Origin of the sequence: Micromonospora sp. DT228 (assembly GCF_049841595.1) — a bacterium.
Lineage (GTDB): Bacteria > Actinomycetota > Actinomycetes > Mycobacteriales > Micromonosporaceae > Micromonospora.
The window spans coordinates 158,266-173,146 of the sequence record NZ_JBNCKO010000008.1; the positions used below are offsets into that span (position 1 = coordinate 158,266).

The following is a 14,881-nucleotide window of genomic DNA, read 5'->3' on the forward strand; positions in this document are numbered from 1 at the left end:
TTGGATGGTCGCCATGTCCGGTACCCAGGAGCCGCTGGTCGAGGTCGATCGGCTTACTGCCGAGCTCGACCAGGCCGATCCGCCCACCCTGCTCGACGTGCGCTGGCGGCTCGTCGGCCCGCCCGGCCGCGACGACTACCGCGCCGGCCACCTGCCCGGCGCGGTCTTCGTCGACCTGGACACCGCGCTCTGCGGGCCGCCCGGCGCCGGCGGTCGGCACCCGCTGCCCGACCCGGCCGCGCTGCAGGCCGCGCTGCGGGCCGCCGGCGTCCGCGCCGGTCACCCCGTGGTGGTGTACGACGGCGGCGACGGCCTGGCCGCCGCGCGGGCCTGGTGGACGCTGCGCTGGGCGGGACATCGCCAGGTGCGCCTGCTGCACGGCGGCTACCCGGCCTGGGTCGCCGCCGGCCGGCCCGTCTCCACCGCCGCGCCCACCCCGACCCCCGGCGACGTCGTGGTACGCCCCGGTGATCTTCCGGTACTCGACGCGGGACAGGCCGCCGAGCTGGCCGCCGCGGACGACGCCGTGCTGCTCGACGTCCGGGCGGCGCCCCGCTACCGGGGTGAGGTCGAGCCGATCGACCCGGTCGCCGGCCACGTGCCGGGAGCGGCGAACCTGCCCGCCGGAGAGTACGTCGGCCCGGACGGACGCTTCCCGGCCGCCGCCGCGTTGCGAGAGCGGTTCGCCGCCGTCGGGGCGACCGAGGCGCGAGCCGTCGGGGCGTACTGCGGCTCCGGGGTGACCGCCGCGCAGGCGGTGCTCGCGCTGCACCTGGCCGGCCGCACCGACGCGGCCCTCTACGTTGGATCGTGGAGCAACTGGGTGGCCGATCCGACGCGCCCGGTCGCCCCCGGGCCGACATCCGGGCACTGACCAGCGCGTGCGGTGGGTCGGCGACGGTCCTCGTGCGACGATGGGCTCATGTCCGACGACACGGTGGTGGTGTGGGACGAGTCGCTGCTCGCCTACGACATGGGTGACCATCCGCTCGACCCGGTCCGGGTGGAGCTGACCGTCGCGCTGGCCCGCGAGCTGGGCATCCTGGATCGGCCCGGTGTGCGGGTGGTCAAGCCGGAGCCCGCCAGCGACGCCCTGCTCACCCGGGTGCACCACCCGGCCTACCTGGCCGCGGTGCGGGCCGCGCCCCGCGATCCGCTCTTCGCCGGGTACGGGCTGGGCACGTCCGACAACCCGATCTTCGAGGGGATGCACGAGGCCAGCGCGCTGATCACCGGTGCGACGGTGGCCGCCGCCGAGGCGGTCTGGCGTGGGGAGGCCCAGCGGGCGGTGAACGTGGCCGGTGGCCTGCACCACGCGATGCCCGCCCAAGCGTCCGGCTTCTGCGTCTACAACGACCCGGCGGTGGCCATCGCCCGCCTGCTCGACCTGGGCGCGGAGCGGATCGCGTACGTGGACGTCGACGTGCACCACGGCGACGGCGTGCAGCACGTCTTCTTCGACGACCCCCGGGTGCTCACGGTCAGCCTGCACGAGACCCCGCTCGCCCTGTTCCCGTACACCGGGTTCGCGGACGAGACGGGCGGGCCGGGCGCGCGGGGCACCGTCGTCAACATGCCGCTGCCGCCGGGTGTCGACGACACCGGCTGGCAGCGGGCGTTCCACGCGATCGTGCCGTCGGTGCTGCGCGCGTTCCGGCCGCAGGTGCTCGTCACCCAGTGCGGCGCCGACGGGCACCGACTGGATCCGCTCGCCGACCTCAACCTGACGGTGGACGGGCAGCGGGCCACCTACCTGGCGATGCGCGCGCTCGCCGACGAGTTGTGCGACGGCCGGTGGGTGGCCACCGGCGGCGGCGGATACGCGCTCGTCGAGGTGGTGCCCCGGGCCTGGAGTCACCTGCTGGCCGTGGCCACCGGTGCCGCGATCGACCCGGCGACGCTCACCCCGCCGGGCTGGCGGGACCTGGCCGCGTCCCGTCGTCTGGGTCGGGAGGTGCCGCTGCGGATGACCGACGACGCGGACCCGTCGTACGAGCCATGGCAGCCGACCGGCGAGCCGAACGCGGTGGACCGGGCGATCGCGGCGACCCGCAAGGCCGTCTTTCCGCTGCTCGGGCTCGATCCGCACGATCCACGGGACTGAGCGGAGCGGGGGCGGGCTGCGCCGGTGACGACCGTGGACCAGCCGGTGGACGTGCTGCTCAGCGACGGCAGCACCGTCCAGTTGCGTCCGATCGATCCGGCTGACGCGCCGGGCATCGTGGCGATGCACAGCCGGTTCTCCGAGCGCACCCGCTACCTTCGGTATTTCTCGCCGTACCCCCGCATCCCGGAACGGGACCTGATCCGGTTCGTCACCGTCGACCACCACGACCGGGAGGCGTTCGTGGTGCTGGCCGCCGACCGGATCGTCGCGGTCGGCAGGTACGAGCGGCTCGGCCCGCAGGCGCCGGACGCGGAGGTGGCCTTCGTGGTGGAGGACGCCTACCAGGGCCGGGGCATCGGTTCGGTGCTGATGGAGCACCTGGCCGAGACCGCCCGCCGCAACGACATCATGAGCTTCGTCGCCGAGGTGCTGCCGAGCAACGGGACGATGCTGCGGGTCTTCGCCGACTTCGGTTACCAGGTCCAGCGCGAGTACGCCGACGGTGTGGTGCACCTGAGCTTCCCGATCGCGCCCACCGAGGCCACGCTCGAGGTGCAGCGTGGCCGGGAGCACCGCACCGAGGCCCGCTCGATCGCCCGCCTGCTCGCCCCCCGGGGCATCGTCGTCTACGGTGCCAGCGCCACCGGCCAGGGCGTCGGCGCGGCGGTGCTGGGGCATCTGCGCGACGGCGGTTTCACCGGCGCGGTGGTGCCGGTGCACCCGAGCGCGTCGACAGTGGCGGGCCTTCCCGCGTACCCGTCGGCGGTTGATGCCGGCACGCCCGTGGACCTGGCGGTGGTGGCGGTTTCGCCGGAGGCGGCGACCGCGGTGGTCGCCGACGCCGCCGCCGCGGGGGTACACGGTCTGGTGGTCATCTCGGCCGGCTTCGCCGAGGCCGGGGCCGAGGGCGCGGCCACGCAGCGGGCGCTGGTCCGCGCGGCGCACGCCGCCGGCATGCGGGTCGTCGGCCCGAACTGTCTCGGCGTGGCCAACACCGACCCGACGGTACGCCTCAACGCCACCCTCGCCCCGGCACTACCGCCGGCGGGTCGGGTGGGCATCTTCAGCCAGTCCGGCGCGTTCGGGGTGGCGCTGCTCGCCGAGGCGGACCGACGTGGCCTCGGGTTGTCCAACTTCGTCTCGGCCGGCAACCGGGCCGACGTCTCCGGTAACGACCTTCTGCAGTACTGGCAGGACGATCCCGGCACCGACGTGATCATGTTGTACCTGGAGACCTTCGGCAACCCGCGCAAGTTCGCCCGGCTGGCCCGACGGATCGGTCGCGCCAAACCGGTGGTCGCGCTCGCCTCGCCGGCCCGCCCGGTGGGGGTCGGTGACACCGCCGGGCCGGACGAGGTGGCGGTGGCCGCGCTCTTCGCCCAGTCCGGGGTGATCCGGGTGGACACCGTGCCGGAGCTGCTCGACGTGGGTGTGCTGCTGGCCAACCAGCCGTTGCCGGTCGGCGGCCGGGTCGGTGTGGTGGGCAACTCCTCGGCCCTGACCGGCCTGGCCGCCACCGCCTGCGTCGGGCAGGGCCTCACGGTGGCCGACGGCTATCCCCGCGACGTCGGGCCGAGCGCCGGTGCCGCCGAGTTCGCCGCCGCTCTCGCCGAGACGGCCGGCGACGACCAGGTGGACGCCCTGGTGGTGGTCTTCGCCCCGCCGCTGCCCGGCCAGCGGACCGAGGTGGACGCCGACGTGACCGCCGCCCTGCCGGCGGCCCTCGCGCTGGGCAAGCCGACAGTGGCGACGTTTCTGGTCGGGCGGCTGCCGCCGGGGGTGCCCGCGTACGGGGGAGTGGAGGAGGCGGTGCGGGCTCTCGCCCGGGTGCACCGGTACGCCGAGTGGCTACGCCGCCCGCCCGGGGTGGTGCCCGAGTTGCCAGGAGTCGATCGGGACGCCGCGCCTGCCGCGTTCCGCACCGACGCCACCGACCCCGGTGCGCTGCTGGCCGCGTACGGGATCGACGTGGTGGCGTCGGTGCCCGTCGACTCGGTCGACGCGGCGGTCGACGCGGCGGCGCTGCTGGGCTATCCGGTGGCGCTCAAGGCGGCAGCCCCCGGGCTGCGGCACCGGCTCGACCTCGGCGCGGTCCGGCTCGACCTGCCCGACGAGCCGGCTCTTCGTCGGGCGTACACCGAGCTGGCCACGGCCTTCGGTGCGGACGCGCTGGTCCAGCCGATGGTCCCGCCCGGGGTGGCCTGCGTGGTGGAGCTGGTGGAGGATCCGGCGTTCGGGCCGGTGGTCGGCTTCGGTCTCGGTGGGGTCGCCACCGAGTTGCTGGGCGACCGGGCCTGGCGGGCGGTGCCGCTGACCGACACCGACGCGGCCGAGTTGGTCGACGAGCCCCGGGCGGCGCCGCTGCTGCGCGGGCACCGGGGTGCCGCGCCGGTCGACCGGACCGCCCTGGCCGACCTGTTGCTGCGGGTGGGGCGGCTCGCCGACGAGCAGCCCCGCGTGCGGTCGCTGACCCTCAACCCGGTGCTCGCCCGTCCGGACGGCATCGCGGTCCTGCATGCGCAGGTCCGGGCGGGCGGCGTGGCCGCCCGCCCGGACACTGGCCCCCGCCGCCTCTGACGGTGCCTGGTCAGGGCCGGCTGGAGATCTGTTGGACGCCCCAGGCGTTGCCGTCCGGGTCGGCGAAGAAGACGAAGCCGACGTTGTCCAGTGGGTGCGGCGTGGGGGTCGGGCTCGCGCCCAGCACCTGGATCTCACTCACCTCCACCCCCCGTTCGACCAGCTCGGCGTGGGCCCGCTTCAGGTCGGGCACCACCAGTTGCAGGCCCTTGAGCGAGCCCGGTGGCATGTCCGGGACGACGCCCTTGCCGATCACGATCGAGCAGCCGGAGCCGGGTGGGGTCAGCTGAATGATGCGCGCCTCGTCGCTGATCACCGTGTCGTGATCGACGGTGAAGCCGAGCTGGTCGGCGTAGAACTTCTTCGCCCGGTCCAGATCGGAGACCGGCACGATCACCACTTCGAGTGTCCAGTTCATGGGTGCTCTTCCTCTGTCGTCGTTGTGGAACGCAGCAGGTCGGCCAGTCGGGTGAAGCTCTGCCCGACCCCCCGCGCCATCGGGTAGCGCAGCACGGTGTCCCGCCCCTGCGCGGTGGCGTAGAGCAGCGTGGTGGTGACTGTCGTTCGCCCGGCCACCTCGGTGAACTCGTGGCTGACCACTGTCTCGCCCGGGTAGGACTGGTCGTCGAAGAGTTCGGTGTAGACCAGTCGGTGTGGCGGCTCGACCTGTCGATAGACCCCAGCCTGGGCCATCCGTGCGCCCTCCGGGCCCTGCGACACGAACCGCCACCGCCCGCCGACCCGCAGGTCGACGTCGCACTCCGCCAGCCTCCATCCGCGTGCGCCGTACCACCGGACCAGCAGGTCGGGTCGAGTGAAGGCGGCGAACACCAGCCGCACCGGCGCCTCGAACAGCCGACTCATCACGATCTTCCGGTCGCCCGGGGTGCGCACGACGAGCGGTTCGTCGACGCCTGTCACTCGCCCGTTCCGTCCGGTCCGGCGGGCCGACGCGCCGTGCCGGTGCGGTCGACGGACTGGAGTTCGTCGAGCAGTACGTCGAGGCGCTGGTAGCTCTCCACCCAGTAGTCGCGGTAGGTGGCGAGCCAGGCCGTCGCGTCACGCAGGGGCCGGGCCTCCAATCGGCACGGACGGCGTTGGGCGTCCCGCCCCCGGCTGACGAGACCAGCGCGTTCCAGCACCCTGAGGTGCTTGGAGATGGCCGGCTGGCTCATCTCGAATGGCTCTGCCAGCTCGGTCACGGTCGCCTCCCCGGCCGCGAGTCGGGCGAGGATGGCCCGCCGCGTCGGGTCGGCCAGCGCCGCGAAGGTCGCATCCAACAGCTCCGTGTCCACCACCCATAACCTCCTGGTTTTATAACCAGTTGGTTTTATCGTGGATGGGTGCCGTCGTCAAGCACCACAGCGGCACGGAAGGCCCTGGCGAACCGCCAGGGCCTTCCGTGGGAACCGAGTGCGTCAGCAGGCGTACGCCTCCAGGCGCTGCGCCCGCTCCGGGGCGCGCAACTTCAACAGCGTCACCTTCTCGATCTGCCGGATCCGCTCCCGGGACAGGCCGAACTCCCGGCCGACCTCGTCGAGCGTGCGCTGCCGGCCGTCGTCCAGCCCGAACCGCAACCGGATGACCGCCTGCTCCCGCTGGGACAGGGTGGCCAGCACGATGCTGACCTCGTTGCGCAGCTCGCCCTGGGCGGCGGCGTCGCTCGGCTCGGTGCGCGGGTCCACCGAGGCCACGAAGTCGCCGAGCGCGCTCTCCCCGTCGTCGCCGACGGCCTGGTCCAGGCTGACCGGCTCCCGGTCGTAGGAGATCAGCTCGATGACCTGGATCTCGGGGACTTCCAGGGCGTGGGCGACCTCGGCGACCGTGGGCTCGCGGCCCAGCGTCACCGCCAGCTCACGGCGGGCCCGGACCATCCGGTTGACCTGCTCGACCATGTGCACCGGGATGCGGATGGTGCGGGCCTGGTCGGCCATCGCGCGGGTGATCGCCTGCCGGATCCACCAGGTGGCGTACGTGGAGAACTTGTAACCCTTGGCGTAGTCGAACTTCTCCACCGCCCGGATGAGGCCGAGGTTGCCCTCCTGGATCAGGTCGAGAAACGCCATGCCGCGTCCGGTGTAGCGCTTGGCGATGCTGACCACCAGCCGCAGGTTCGCCTCCAACAGATGGTCCTTGGCCGCCCGGCCCTCCGCGACGACGAGTTCCAGGTCGGCCCGCAACTCCTCGGAGACGGGGGTGCAGGTGGCCAGCTTCTCGTCCGCGAACAGGCCGGCCTCGATCCGCCGGGCCAGATCGACCTCCTGTGCGGCGGTCAGCAACTTCGTCCGGCCGATCCCGTTGAGATACGCCCGGACCAGGTCGGTCGAGATGCCACGCTCGTCGGTGGCGTCCAGGTCGGCGAGGACCTCGGAGGTCCCGTCGGTGTCGGTCGTGGTGGCCGGGCGCATCCGGTGTTCCGTCATCTGCAGGACCATCTCTGTCTCTCCCCGTTTCCACGTCTGTGCCGTGTCTCCGGCCCAGTGGTGCCGGTGTGAGACACAGCTTGGCGGGCAGGGCGTAAAACGGGAGTGAGGCGATCGCGCACCCGACAGGAATTGGTCGGATCGTTGTGCGGAGTGTCGCCCCGGTCTGTGCTTGCCCGCCCCGGCTACGTTGCGGACGGTCGGCCACCGCGGTCGGCCCCGGACACAGTTGGAGGACGGCGTGGTCTTCAAGCGGCTCATGAAGGCGATGGGGGTCGGCGGCCCGTCGGTCGAGACGGTGCTGGCCAACCCGAACTGCCGCCCGGGCGGGCAGTTGGAGGGCCGCATCCAGGTGGTCGGCGGTGACCACCAGGTCGACATCGACCACGTCGCCCTCGGCCTGGTCACCCGGGTCGAGGTCGAGAGCGGCGACAACGACTACGACACCACGCAGGAGTTCCACCGTCAGCAGGTCACCGGCGCGTTCCGGCTGGAGCCGGGGCAGCGCCACGACATCCCGTTCCGCTTCCAGGTGCCGTGGGAGACACCCGTCACCGAGCTGTACGGGCAGCACCTGCACGGCATGACGATGGGGCTGCGTACCGAGCTGGAGGTCGCCCGCGCGGTGGACAAGGGCGACCTGGACGCGGTGTCGGTGCACCCGCTGCCGGCCCAGGAACGACTGCTGGACGCGTTACTGCGACTGGGTTTCCGGTTCGCGCGTGCCGATGTGGAGCGTGGCCACATCTACGGCGTACGGCAGACGTTGCCGTTCTACCAGGAGATCGAGTTCGGCCCGGCGCCGCAGTACGCCCGCTCGATCAACCAGTTGGAGGTCACCTTCATCGCCGACGCCCAGCAGATGCAGGTGGTGCTGGAGGTCGACAAGCGCGGCGGTGTCTTCACCGAGGGGCGGGACGCCTTCGGTCGGTTCACCGTCGCCCACGCCACCGCCGACCGCACCGACTGGACCGCCGAACTCGACAACTGGCTCCGCCAGTCCCTCTCCCGCCGAGGCCTCTTCTCCTAACCCCCCTTTCGGCGCGTTGATCATGAGGTTATCGCCACGACACGCCGAGGTGGCGAGCAATAACCTCATGATCAACCAGGAGGGGTGGGGGTGGGAGTGGGAGGGTGGGTGGGAGGGGGTTAGAGGTCTAGGAGGAGGGTGCGGGGGCCTATGTTCGTGCTTTCGACGAGCATGTGGGCGCGGAAGCGGCCGGTTTCCACAGTCGCGCCCCGTTGGCGCAGCGCGTCGACGACGGCGGTCACCAGGGGTTCGGCCACCTCGGCGGGGGCCGCCGCCGTCCAGCTTGGACGGCGACCCTTGCGCGCGTCGCCGTAGAGGGTGAACTGGCTGACCACCAGGATCGGCGCGCCGGTGTCGGCGGCGGACCGCTCGTCGTCCAGGATGCGCAGCTCGTGCACCTTGCGGGCCATCGTCTGAGCGGTCTGCGCGGTGTCGGTGTGGGTCACCCCGAGCAGCACCAGCAGGCCGTTCTCGATCGCGCCGACCACCTCACCGTCCACCGTCACGCTGGCCCGCCCGACGGTCTGCACCACCGCCCGCATCAGGCGCTCACCGGCTCGATGAAGCCGCGCTCCAGCAGGTGCGCCACGATCGGGCCGGCGGCCTCGGCCATCTCGTCGGGTTCGACGTCGTGCGCGGCGGCGAGCAGGGCGAGCTGGTCACGCTGCGGCAGGCGGCCGTCGGCGCCACCGACAAGCGCCAGCACCAGCGGGTCGATCTCCTCGGTCCAGCGCAGGCCGTGCGGCATCGCCAGGACCTGCCGGTCCACCGCCCAGCCCTCGTCGCCCATGGTGGCCTCCTGCCGCAGCTGGAGGCCCTCGGCGGCCCGGTAGCGCTCGGCGAGCAACGCCTCGGTGTCACGTACCCGGAGAAAGTCCTGGCGGTTGAACCAGGCGGCGACCTGGTCGCCCAGCGGTGGCTGCACCCGCTGGCGCAGGTCCTCCACCCGGACCGCCGGGTCGGCGTGCCCGCCCCGGCGCAGGGACACGATGCCGAAGCCGATCGCCTCCACCTTGTGCGCGTCGAACCAGTCCAGCCAGGCGGCCATCCGCTGCGGGTCGGCGGTCTCGCCGACGTCGGTGAGCCACAGGTCGACGTACGCCATCGGGTCGGCCACCTCGCGCTGGATCACCCAGGCGTCCAGGCCGGTCCCGGCGAACCAGCCGGCCACCCGCTCGTCCCACTCCTCGCCGGCGACGTGCACCCAGTTCGCCAGGTACTGCATGGTGCCGCCCTCGGTGAGCATGCCCGGGGCGGCGGCTGCCAACTCGGCGCCGATCGCGTCACCGACCCGGCCGGAGTCGCGGTAGACGTGCGTGGTGGTGCCCGGACCGACCACGAACGGCGGGTTGCTCACCACCAGGTCGAACCGACGACCCGCCACCGGGGCGACCAGGTCACCGCGGAGCAGCTCCCAGTCCTGACCGTTGAGGGCGGCGGTGGTCGCGGCGAAGCGCAGCGCCCGCTCGGAGAGGTCGGTGGCGGTCACCGACCTGGCGTGGGTGCCCAGGTGCAGAGCCTGGACGCCGGAGCCGGTCCCCAGGTCCAGTGCGGTGTCGACCGGCCGGCGCATGGTCGCGCCGATCAGGGTGTGGGTGGCCCCGCCGACGCCGAGGACGTGCTCGGCGTGCAACGGGCGACCCGGGCGGGCAGTCGCCGGCACGTCGGCGAGCACCCACCAGTCCTCGCCGTACGGCTCCAGGTCGACGCCGGCCCGCAGGCCGTCGCCGTGCCGCTCGACCAGCCCGCCGGCCAGCGCCTCCGCCAGGCCCAGCGGTGCCAGCGCGGCGGCCACCGCGGCCTCCGATTCGGTCTGGTCGCAGATGAACACCCGGATCAGGGTGCCGAGCGGGTCGCCGTCCTCGGTGGCGCGCAGCGCGGCCCGGTAGTCGTTACGGCCGACCGCGGCCGTCGCCTGGGCGCCCAACCGCTCGGCGATGCCGTGGCCGGTGAAGCCGGTCCGGGTCAGCGCGGCCCGCAGCGCGTCGACACCGGCGGGGGAGAGCAGCATGTCGTGTTCGTCCACCCCGACATCCTGCCTGCCGTCGCGGAGGCAGCCGTCATCACCCGCGAGATTCGACCCCGACGCCCGGCAGCCCCAGCTCCGCCGCCGTCGGGGCCGGGGGCTCGCCGGGCGCCGCCAGAGCCGGTGGTACGACAGTCGCCAGCCCTCGCCGCGCGGCCAACCGGTCGATGACCAGGGCGTACGCGGACAGTGCCAGCACGTCGACGACAACGAGCTGCCAGGGGGCGTCGGCCATCGTCTCGTCGGCGGTCAGCCCGCCGAACGCCGCCGCCAGGGTGAAGCCGGTCAGGTTGTTCACCACGTGCAGCGCGATCGCGGCCTCGAGCCCGCCGGTGCGGATCGTCAGCCAGCCCAGGAGTGCTCCCATGAAGACCAGGTCCAGGAAGCCCCAGGCCGTGCCCCAGCCGTGCGCGGCGGCGAAGAGCACCGCCTGGAGGGCGATGCCGGGCCAGGGCGTGCGCAGGTACGCGCCGACGGCCTGCACCAGCCAGCCCCGGAAGGCGTACTCCTCCGCGGCGGCCTGGAACGGCACCAGCAGCAGAATCATCAGCAGGCCGGCGGCGAACTCCGGCCACCCCACCCAGGTGGCCACCGGGTCGAGGACCGAGCCCTCGTCGGTCAGCCCGAGCAGGAGGTCCGCGCCGAACAGCATGACGATGATCAGCGGCGTGGCGATCAGCAGGCAGCGGCCGAGCCACTCCCACCGCAGCCGGCCGAGCACCGAGGAGACCGTGCCGGCGGGCCGGCGCTGCACGAGCCAGGCGGTGCCGAGCACCAGTGGGAGCAGCAGCGCCAGCGAGGCGATCAGCAGCGCCGCGTCCGGAATCGGGCCGAAGATGGGGAACCCGTCGGCGTCGTTCGGGCGGTTGGTGAGCTCGCCCACGATTGCGGCGACGACGAAGAGGAGGCCCATGACCACCGCCGCCGAGGCGAGCAGCGCGAGGGTGCCGACGACGGGCCGCCACCAGCGGTGCCGGTCGGTGCGGCCGAGTCGGTGGTACGGGGATCCCGGCGGGGCGGTCCGCAGCATGGCGTCGATCGTGGCAGACGGGCGCCACAGTCGTGCGATCGGAGCGTCGGTGTCCGCCCGGACCGGTACGCCGGGCAGGATGGTCGGCATGACGCTCGTGCTGCCCATCGACCCGGAGGCCAACCGGCTGCTGGAGCGCAGCCCCCTGGCCCTGCTGGTCGGGATGGTCCTTGATCAACAAGTCTCGATGGAGAAGGCGTTCTCCTCGCCGTACGTGCTCACGCAGCGGCTCGGCCACGACCTGGACGCGGCGGAGCTGGCCGCGTACGACCCGGAGGCCCTGGTCGCGCTCTTCGCCCAGCCGCCCGCGCTGCACCGCTTCCCGAAGGCGATGGCGGCCCGGGTGCGGGAGGTCTGCCAGGTGCTCGTCGAGCGCTACGACGGTGACGCGGCGCTGCTGTGGTCGGACGTCGCCGACGGGCCGGAGCTGCTGCGCCGGGTCTCCGCGCTGCCCGGCTTCGGCAGGCAGAAGGCGCAGATCTTCGTGGCCCTGCTCGGCAAGCGCTTCGGGGTGACCCCACAGGACTGGCGGAAGGCGGCCGGAGACTACGGCGACCCGGGCGCGTACCGGTCGGTGGCCGACGTCACCGACGTCGACTCGCTGCGTCGGGTGCGGGAGTTCAAGCAGCAGATGAAGGCGGCGGCCAAGGCCGCCGGCGGCTGACCCGGTCGCTCAGGCGGCGGTCGGGTGTGCCAGCGAGGCCAGCGCGCGCCGGACGTCGGCGAGCGAGACGGTCGCGGAGTCGTCCAGGTCGGCCAGGCCGGCCTCGATCCACTGGCGCATCAGCGTGGTGACCCCGATGCCCCGGGCGTCGGCGGCGGCCCGCACCCGCTCGTAGGTCTCCAACGGCAGCCGGACTGACCGGCTCACCATCGGCACGTCGGTGTCGGGGGCGGGGAGGTCCACCCCCGGGCCCTCGTCGATCAGCTCGGCGATCCGGTCGTCGCCGCTGTGGAACTGCTTGGTCGCGTCGTTTCGATGCATCGTCACGGCCTCCTCATCGGCGATCTCTCCGCACGGCCTCGTCGTAGCGCTTGGACTCGACGTCGCTCAACTCGCGTGCGGAGAGGATGTCCCAGTCGTTGTCGGTGCCATCGGCCTCGGCGAGCAGCACCGCCAGCCGGCGGCCCCGACGGGCGGCGGCATAGACCACCATGACGTCGTCGCCCAGGTGGCGGATGACCCGTCGGGCGCTGTGCAGCGCCTCCCAGACTTCCCCGGGCGTGACGTCGTAGACCCTCAGGTTGGCCAACGCCTCGTCGGTGAAGCTGAACCTGCTGCCCACGTCGCGGAGCGTACCACGGGCGTAACACGTGCTGGGATGAGTCGAAGTTCGCTGATCACGGTCCCGCGGTGACAGGATGAGGCGTAATCCCCTCGAGGAGGTCCATGGTGAAGCGTCAGGCCTACCAGCCGATTCTGATCACCGACGCCTCGCGCAGCCAGGACGATCAGCTCACCAGTCGCCAGCGCCGCTATGTCCTGATGATGGGCATCCGGGTGCTGTGCATCATCGTCGGCGCGATCCTGGTCGGTGCGAACGCCCCACTGCTCTGGCTGTGGCTGCCGTTGTGCGTCCTCGGCATGCTGCTCATCCCGTGGCTGGCCGTCCTGCTGGCCAACGACCGGCCGCCCAAGGAGGAGCACCGGCTGGCCAACCGGTTCCACCCCCGCCACCAGGACGACACCCCGCCGATGAGCCTCACCGCCGAGGAGCGACCGCACAAGGTCATCGACGTCGAACCCTGACCCGCGACCGGGCCAGGGTCCGATGCTCACGGCGCTGTGGCCGGGCGCCGACCTTCACGGCGCTGTGGCCGTGCGCCGACCTCTACGGCTGTGGCCGTGCGCCGACCGTCGAGACGGCCAGCGCGCCCAGGTCGGTGGCGCGGTTCAGCGCCACGGTGGGGGCGGCGTCGGCGAGCCAGGCGGTGAGCAGGCCGGCCGCGAAGGCGTCGCCCGCCCCCGTGACGTCCCGCACCGCCACCCGCCGGGCCGGAGCCACCCAGACCGCCGCGCTGCGGTCGACCCAGACCGCGCCGGCCGCGCCGCGCTTGACCACCACCCGCCGGGCCGTCGCCGACAGCGCCCGCCCCTGCGCCGCCGGGTCCAGCCCGCCGGCCAGCACCGTGGCCTCGTCCGCGTTGACCAGGAGCAGGTCGACGTCGCGTACCCAACTCAGGAACGCCGCCGCGCCCACCCGCCGCAGCGGCGCCGCGGAGGCCGCGTCGACGCTCGTGGTCAGCCCGCGCTCGCGGGCGGCGGCCAACGCCCGCAGTCCGGCGTCGCGCGACCCGGCGTCCAGGAGGGTGTACGCGGACAGGTGCAGGTGCCCGGCGTCGGGCACCGCCGCGAGGGACCGCTCGACGTGCGCGACGCTCAGCCGGACGTTCGCGCCCCGCTGGCTGACCATGGTGCGCTCGTCGTCGGTCGCCAACACGATCACCGTGCCGGTCGGCACGTCCTCGACCCGCTCGACCGCGCAGTCGACACCCGCCCGCTCCAACTCGGCCACCCGGACCCGCCCGGCGTCGTCGTCACCGACGGCGCCGACGAGCGTGACGTCCACCCGCTGCGCGGCCAACCAGGCGGCGGTGTTGGCCGCCTGACCGCCTCCGCCGATGCTGATCTCGGCTCCGGTGTCCGATCCGGCCGCGAGCGGCCCGGACAGCACGGCGACCACATCGGTGATCACGTCCCCGACGACGACCACCCGGGCCGGTCGGGTCATACCGCGGCGGCGGCGTCGCGGGCCGCCGCGGCGACCGCGATCCGCGCGGCCAGGTCGGCGTTGCGCAGGATGATCCGGACGTTGACGGCGAGGCTCGCGCCCTCGGTGGCCGAGTGGAAGTGCGCCAGCAGGTACGGGGTGACGGCCTTCCCGGTGATCCCGTCCCGCTCCAGCAGGGCCAGACCGTCGGCGAGCGTCCGGTCGTGCAGGTCCGGGTCGAGCTGCTCGTCGATCGGCAGCGGGTTGGCCACGAGCAGCCCGCCGGTGTGCAGCGCGTGCGCGTCGCGGGCGGCGAGCACGTCGGCGACCTGCTCCGGCGAGTCCACCGACCAGTCGAGATCGAAGCCGGCGTCGGTGCGGTAGAAGCCGGGGAACCGGCGGGTGCGGTAACCGAGCACGGCGACCCCGAGGGTCTCCAACCGCTCCAGCGTCGCGCCCACGTCGAGGATCGACTTGACGCCGGCGCAGACCACCACGATCGGGGTCTGGGCAAGGGTGACCAGGTCGGCCGACTCGTCGAAGGTGTGCGTGGCCTCCCGGTGCACCCCGCCCAACCCGCCGGTGGCGAACACCCCGATCCCGGCCGCGGCGGCCACGGCGCTTGTCGCGGCGACCGTGGTGGCGCCGTCCACGCCGGTGGCCGCCGCCACCGCGAGGTCGCGGACGGAGAGCTTCGTCACTCCATCGACGGTGGCCAACCGGGTCAGCTGCGCGTCGTCCAGGCCGACCACCAGCTTGCCGCCGATCATGCCGATCGTCGCGGGAACGGCCCCGGCGTCCCGGACCGCCCGCTCGATTTCCCTGGCCACCCGCAGGTTCTCCGGCCGGGGCAGCCCGTGCGAGACGATGGTGCTCTCCAGTGCGACGACGGGCCGGCCGTCGCGCAGGGCTTCGGCGACCTCGGTGCCGTAGCTGAGGTGAAAGTCAGTCACACGGGCACCGTACGGGGTGGGGCT

17 protein-coding genes are annotated in these 14,881 nt (G+C 73.2%); 6 read left to right on the forward strand and 11 right to left on the reverse strand.

Annotation, left to right across the window (positions count from 1 at the left end; translation table 11 throughout):
- Positions 1 to 13: 13 nt before the first annotated feature.
- Genes ACLQ29_RS18130 through ACLQ29_RS18140 form a run of 3 tightly spaced genes read left to right on the forward strand, consistent with a single transcriptional unit; the run spans position 14 to position 4,684 of the window.
- On the forward strand, positions 14 to 874 hold the full coding sequence (locus ACLQ29_RS18130) for a sulfurtransferase (protein ID WP_425772692.1): 861 nt from the start codon (positions 14 to 16) through the stop codon (positions 872 to 874).
- A gap of 48 nt (positions 875 to 922) precedes the next feature.
- Positions 923 to 2,104, forward strand: coding sequence for an acetoin utilization protein AcuC (locus ACLQ29_RS18135; protein WP_425772693.1), 1,182 nt, complete (start codon positions 923 to 925; stop codon positions 2,102 to 2,104).
- Positions 2,105 to 2,128: 24 nt separating this feature from the next.
- Positions 2,129 to 4,684, forward strand: coding sequence for a GNAT family N-acetyltransferase (locus ACLQ29_RS18140; RefSeq protein WP_425772694.1), 2,556 nt, complete (start codon positions 2,129 to 2,131; stop codon positions 4,682 to 4,684).
- Positions 4,685 to 4,694: 10 nt separating this feature from the next.
- On the opposite strand, the gene ACLQ29_RS18145 is transcribed toward ACLQ29_RS18140, so the two are convergent.
- The 4 genes from ACLQ29_RS18145 to sigB all read right to left on the reverse strand — a co-directional run bounded on the left by ACLQ29_RS18145 (position 4,695) and on the right by sigB (position 7,119).
- On the reverse strand, positions 4,695 to 5,102 hold the full coding sequence (locus ACLQ29_RS18145) for a VOC family protein (RefSeq protein WP_425772695.1): 408 nt from the start codon (positions 5,100 to 5,102) through the stop codon (positions 4,695 to 4,697).
- Complete coding sequence (locus ACLQ29_RS18150; RefSeq protein WP_425772862.1) at positions 5,099 to 5,548, reverse strand: SRPBCC domain-containing protein; 450 nt, start codon at positions 5,546 to 5,548, stop codon at positions 5,099 to 5,101. The genes ACLQ29_RS18145 and ACLQ29_RS18150 overlap by 4 nt, the downstream gene beginning before the upstream one ends.
- 53 nt (positions 5,549 to 5,601) lie before the next feature.
- The gene (locus ACLQ29_RS18155) at positions 5,602 to 6,018 is read right to left on the reverse strand and encodes an ArsR/SmtB family transcription factor (RefSeq protein WP_425772863.1); all 417 of its coding nucleotides are present in this window, start codon (positions 6,016 to 6,018) and stop codon (positions 5,602 to 5,604) included.
- Between the two features lie 84 nt (positions 6,019 to 6,102).
- Positions 6,103 to 7,119 carry an RNA polymerase sigma factor SigB gene (sigB, locus tag ACLQ29_RS18160; RefSeq protein ID WP_425772696.1) on the reverse strand — a complete coding sequence of 339 codons (1,017 nt, stop codon included), beginning with the start codon at positions 7,117 to 7,119 and terminating at the stop codon, positions 6,103 to 6,105.
- Positions 7,120 to 7,348: 229 nt separating this feature from the next.
- Here sigB and ACLQ29_RS18165 point away from each other — a divergent pair, with 229 nt between their 5' ends.
- Positions 7,349 to 8,137, forward strand: a complete 789-nt coding sequence (locus ACLQ29_RS18165) for a sporulation protein (protein WP_425772697.1) — start codon at positions 7,349 to 7,351, stop codon at positions 8,135 to 8,137.
- Positions 8,138 to 8,256: 119 nt separating this feature from the next.
- Here the strand turns inward: ACLQ29_RS18165 and dtd are convergent, their stop codons facing one another.
- Genes dtd through ACLQ29_RS18180 form a run of 3 tightly spaced genes read right to left on the reverse strand, consistent with a single transcriptional unit; the run spans position 8,257 to position 11,301 of the window.
- The gene (dtd, locus tag ACLQ29_RS18170; RefSeq protein WP_425772698.1) at positions 8,257 to 8,679 is read right to left on the reverse strand and encodes a D-aminoacyl-tRNA deacylase; all 423 of its coding nucleotides are present in this window, start codon (positions 8,677 to 8,679) and stop codon (positions 8,257 to 8,259) included.
- Positions 8,679 to 10,163, reverse strand: coding sequence for a DUF7059 domain-containing protein (locus ACLQ29_RS18175; RefSeq protein WP_425772699.1), 1,485 nt, complete (start codon positions 10,161 to 10,163; stop codon positions 8,679 to 8,681). Before ACLQ29_RS18175 ends, dtd begins: the two co-directional genes overlap by 1 nt.
- 37 nt (positions 10,164 to 10,200) lie before the next feature.
- Complete coding sequence (locus tag ACLQ29_RS18180) at positions 10,201 to 11,301, reverse strand: CPBP family intramembrane glutamic endopeptidase (protein ID WP_425772700.1); 1,101 nt, start codon at positions 11,299 to 11,301, stop codon at positions 10,201 to 10,203.
- On the opposite strand from ACLQ29_RS18180, the gene ACLQ29_RS18185 reads away from it, so the two are divergent.
- Positions 11,273 to 11,857, forward strand: a complete 585-nt coding sequence (locus ACLQ29_RS18185; protein WP_425772701.1) for an HhH-GPD-type base excision DNA repair protein — start codon at positions 11,273 to 11,275, stop codon at positions 11,855 to 11,857. The genes ACLQ29_RS18180 and ACLQ29_RS18185 overlap by 29 nt on opposite strands.
- A gap of 9 nt (positions 11,858 to 11,866) precedes the next feature.
- Here the strand turns inward: ACLQ29_RS18185 and ACLQ29_RS18190 are convergent, their stop codons facing one another.
- Both ACLQ29_RS18190 and ACLQ29_RS18195 read right to left on the reverse strand, forming a co-directional pair.
- A complete protein-coding gene (locus ACLQ29_RS18190) occupies positions 11,867 to 12,178 on the reverse strand; it encodes a hypothetical protein (protein WP_088951534.1) in 312 nt (103 codons plus the stop codon).
- A 13-nt stretch (positions 12,179 to 12,191) separates the two neighbouring features.
- On the reverse strand, positions 12,192 to 12,479 hold the full coding sequence (locus ACLQ29_RS18195; protein WP_124771959.1) for a hypothetical protein: 288 nt from the start codon (positions 12,477 to 12,479) through the stop codon (positions 12,192 to 12,194).
- Between the two features lie 104 nt (positions 12,480 to 12,583).
- Between ACLQ29_RS18195 and ACLQ29_RS18200 the strand changes: the two genes are divergently transcribed.
- Entirely contained in the window at positions 12,584 to 12,943 is a 360-nt protein-coding gene (locus ACLQ29_RS18200; RefSeq protein ID WP_425772702.1) for a DUF3099 domain-containing protein, read from the forward strand.
- An 82-nt stretch (positions 12,944 to 13,025) separates the two neighbouring features.
- Here the strand turns inward: ACLQ29_RS18200 and ACLQ29_RS18205 are convergent, their stop codons facing one another.
- Both ACLQ29_RS18205 and ACLQ29_RS18210 read right to left on the reverse strand, forming a co-directional pair.
- On the reverse strand, positions 13,026 to 13,925 hold the full coding sequence (locus tag ACLQ29_RS18205; RefSeq protein WP_425772703.1) for a carbohydrate kinase family protein: 900 nt from the start codon (positions 13,923 to 13,925) through the stop codon (positions 13,026 to 13,028).
- Positions 13,922 to 14,857 (reverse strand): pseudouridine-5'-phosphate glycosidase, encoded by a 936-nt coding sequence (locus tag ACLQ29_RS18210; protein WP_425772704.1) that lies wholly within the window; start codon positions 14,855 to 14,857, stop codon positions 13,922 to 13,924. The genes ACLQ29_RS18205 and ACLQ29_RS18210 overlap by 4 nt, the downstream gene beginning before the upstream one ends.
- Positions 14,858 to 14,881: the final 24 nt, after the last annotated feature.

Coding starts and splice junctions, on each gene's coding strand:
- ACLQ29_RS18130 (WP_425772692.1), top strand. CDS start 14: ATGTCCGGTACCCAGGAGCCGCTGGTCGAGGTCGATCGGCTTACTGCC.
- ACLQ29_RS18135 (WP_425772693.1), top strand. CDS start 923: ATGTCCGACGACACGGTGGTGGTGTGGGACGAGTCGCTGCTCGCCTAC.
- ACLQ29_RS18145 (WP_425772695.1), bottom strand. CDS start 5,102: ATGAACTGGACACTCGAAGTGGTGATCGTGCCGGTCTCCGATCTGGAC.
- ACLQ29_RS18150 (WP_425772862.1), bottom strand. CDS start 5,548: ATGAGTCGGCTGTTCGAGGCGCCGGTGCGGCTGGTGTTCGCCGCCTTC.
- sigB (WP_425772696.1), bottom strand. CDS start 7,119: ATGGTCCTGCAGATGACGGAACACCGGATGCGCCCGGCCACCACGACC.
- dtd (WP_425772698.1), bottom strand. CDS start 8,679: ATGCGGGCGGTGGTGCAGACCGTCGGGCGGGCCAGCGTGACGGTGGAC.
- ACLQ29_RS18185 (WP_425772701.1), top strand. CDS start 11,273: ATGGTCGGCATGACGCTCGTGCTGCCCATCGACCCGGAGGCCAACCGG.
- ACLQ29_RS18180 (WP_425772700.1), bottom strand. CDS start 11,301: ATGGGCAGCACGAGCGTCATGCCGACCATCCTGCCCGGCGTACCGGTC.
- ACLQ29_RS18190 (WP_088951534.1), bottom strand. CDS start 12,178: ATGCATCGAAACGACGCGACCAAGCAGTTCCACAGCGGCGACGACCGG.
- ACLQ29_RS18200 (WP_425772702.1), top strand. CDS start 12,584: ATGGTGAAGCGTCAGGCCTACCAGCCGATTCTGATCACCGACGCCTCG.
- ACLQ29_RS18205 (WP_425772703.1), bottom strand. CDS start 13,925: ATGACCCGACCGGCCCGGGTGGTCGTCGTCGGGGACGTGATCACCGAT.